The sequence below is a fragment of the Thiolapillus sp. genome (assembly GCF_048562965.1).
Classification (GTDB): Bacteria; Pseudomonadota; Gammaproteobacteria; order Chromatiales; family Chromatiaceae; genus Thiolapillus; species Thiolapillus brandeum_A.
Genome location: NZ_JBHNMF010000493.1, coordinates 1 through 2,457, shown reverse-complemented (window position 1 = coordinate 2,457; position 2,457 = coordinate 1). Strand labels below are relative to the sequence as shown.

4 protein-coding genes are annotated in these 2,457 nt (G+C 47.0%); 3 read left to right on the top strand and 1 reads right to left on the bottom strand.

Features of this window, described 5'->3' with window-relative positions; translation table 11 throughout:
* The coding region (locus ACOCD2_RS16815) for a tyrosine-type recombinase/integrase (RefSeq protein ID WP_293680650.1) at positions 1-640 on the bottom strand (640 nt) is incomplete at its 3' end.
* A gap of 200 nt (positions 641-840) precedes the next feature.
* Between ACOCD2_RS16815 and bamE the strand changes: the two genes are divergently transcribed.
* The 3 genes from bamE to ACOCD2_RS16800 all read left to right on the top strand — a co-directional run bounded on the left by bamE (position 841) and on the right by ACOCD2_RS16800 (position 2,256).
* Positions 841-1,239 carry an outer membrane protein assembly factor BamE domain-containing protein gene (gene bamE, locus ACOCD2_RS16810; protein ID WP_293649855.1) on the top strand — a complete coding sequence of 133 codons (399 nt, stop codon included), beginning with the start codon at positions 841-843 and terminating at the stop codon, positions 1,237-1,239.
* 61 nt (positions 1,240-1,300) lie between these two features.
* Entirely contained in the window at positions 1,301-1,837 is a 537-nt protein-coding gene (locus ACOCD2_RS16805; RefSeq protein WP_293649856.1) for a hypothetical protein, read from the top strand.
* Entirely contained in the window at positions 1,834-2,256 is a 423-nt protein-coding gene (locus ACOCD2_RS16800) for a hypothetical protein (protein WP_293649857.1), read from the top strand. The genes ACOCD2_RS16805 and ACOCD2_RS16800 overlap by 4 nt, the downstream gene beginning before the upstream one ends.
* Positions 2,257-2,457: the final 201 nt, after the last annotated feature.

The following is a 2,457-nucleotide window of genomic DNA, read 5'->3' as shown; positions in this document are numbered from 1 at the left end:
GGCCGAGCAGCTGGCTGACGTACTTCAACGGCCGCCCGTGCAGTAGCAGATGAATGGCGAAGCTGTGTCGGAAAGTGTGGCTGGTGATACGAAAATCCGCGCCCCCTACCCGCTCCACCAGGGCATGGATATGCCGGTTTACGGTCTGGCGGGCCATGGGAAAGATCCGCGCGGTTTTCCGGAAGTGCCCGGCGTAGAGATAACTCTGGATCCGGTCCTGCAGCAGCCGGTCCAGAATGGGCACGTAGCGTTTGGGTGAACGCTGCAGGGCTTTTTTGCTCGGGCGTCCGGGCCGTTGTTTCAGGGTTTTGAGGATCACGCCGAAGTCGTAGCCATCGTCGACAAAACTGCTCGGCGTGAGCGCCAGCACCTCCGAGATGCGTGCCCCGGTGGTCCACATAAGATCTAGGATGAGGCGGTAAGTGGGGTGTTTTTCTTCGTCCAGTAACGCCAGCACCTCCGGTTTGAGGAGATAGGCCGGCATATCGTCGATGGTTGCCAGCACCGTGGGGCGCTTGGCAATGAGCCGATCCCAGTCAATCGGTCGAGTAGATGGGCTCCACAACAGGTTAGGATCGTGTTGAGCCTTGATCTCAGCACGCAGCCTTGGTGTTGTACGGGCTTGCGGATGGATAACCATGGCGTTATGCTTCCTCCAGATTTTGTGTGAGCCAGTCGTTCAATATCTGGCGGGTTCGGAACAAAGGATAGCTCCTTTTTGGAATATAATCACACGGGACCCGACATTTGATAACAAACCGGTCATCAAAAATGTTTTGGGAAATTGGGCGGCTCAGAACGAATTAATCGAGGTGCCCTAATGTTTTATGGTGAGTAATTATGATTAGGATAATCCTGCTTGGTTTTGCTGTGCTACTTGGTTTGAGTGCATGTGGTGGTGTACCTCAGCAATCTTATACGGAAGGAGAGCAGAACCTTACTGTTGGCACAGTTCAAAAAGAGATTCACATTGGAATGAGTGGCGCGGAGGTTGCGGCTGCAATGGGCTCTCCGAATATTGTAACAACGGACAAAAAACGTAGAGAAACATGGATTTACGATAAAATAAGTCAGCAAGTTAGAGCGCGTCGATCAGGTGCATATGGTACTTTAATCCTTTTTAGTGGTTCTTCTGAGACTGGCAGTTTAGATAGATCTCAAAGGACATTAACCGTAATAATTAAGTTCGATGAAAATGGCCTAGTCAGAGATTTTGCATACCATACCTCAAGGTTTTGACATACGTTACGGTTCGCTGTTGATAATTTACGCATATAAATAATTGTTCCAGGAGTAATAAATGATAACTTTAAAAGTTATTGTTGCTTTTGCGCTAGCATTGTTTTTAGCCGGATGCGCATCAACAATCCCAAAAGAAGCGTTGATGATGACGCCTAGTTCGCTAGAAAATCGAACCATGCAGAGTAGGATATATGACGAGTTGACAGAGGAACAGATTCTTTCTGCTTCTGTGGCTATCCTTCAGGACTTCGGTTTTACTATTTCAGAGACGGAAACCGACCTGGGTTTAGTTGTTGGCGAAAAAGATCGTAGTGCTATAGAAGCTGGGCAAGTTGCTGTGGCTTTATTGATCGCTGTTCTTGGTGGCGGGGCAACGCCTATCGATGATAAGCAGAAAATTCGTGCGTCGTTGGTCACAACTCCTTTGCCCAGGCTTAGAGGTAAAAATAGTTACTTTGTGCGTATAATATTTCAGCGCATTGTTTGGAATAACCATGGGCAGGTATCCAAAATACTTGGGATTAAGGAGCCTACAGTATACGCAGAATTTTTTGATCACTTAGAAAAAGCGCTATTTTTGGAAAAACAAACATGAGTCGTTACCAAATATGCCGTAATATTGTATTGATTGGTTTTGCTATCATTATGCTACAAGGCTGTCAGACTAATGCTTCGAAGCAGGTTTTGGCAGCAGGGAATCAAGTAGAAATGCGTAGTTATCAAACCCGTACATATGATGACTTAAATAAAAAAGAGACGATGCGTATAGTGATGGCTACTTTGCAAGATTTAGGGTTTGTTATCCTAAAAGCTGATGATGTCGCTGGTATTATTAGTGCAACAAAATTTAATGGCTACCAGCTTCGTATGTCTGTTTCCGTAAGAACAAAGGGTTCTCAAATTGTGGTGAGAGCTAACGCGCAGTATAATTTAGCTGCTGTTGAGGATCCTCAGCCGTATAATGATTTCTTTACGTCGCTTGAAAAGGCATTGTTCCTTGAAAAAAATACTTAGTTTTCCAAGTCTTTCGCTGCCAGCCATGGAGAGCGAAGCGAAGGCTGGTAGTCCCCAGTAGCCGCGAGGCCGCACTGCTTACCCGTCGTGCACATAGCGCCAGAGGGGAAGCAAAGTAGGCATCCAAACGCGGTGCCCAGTCATTAGGAACTTAGATGACGTGGTCCTGCAAGGGGAGACAAGTACGGAGCAGCAACGAGC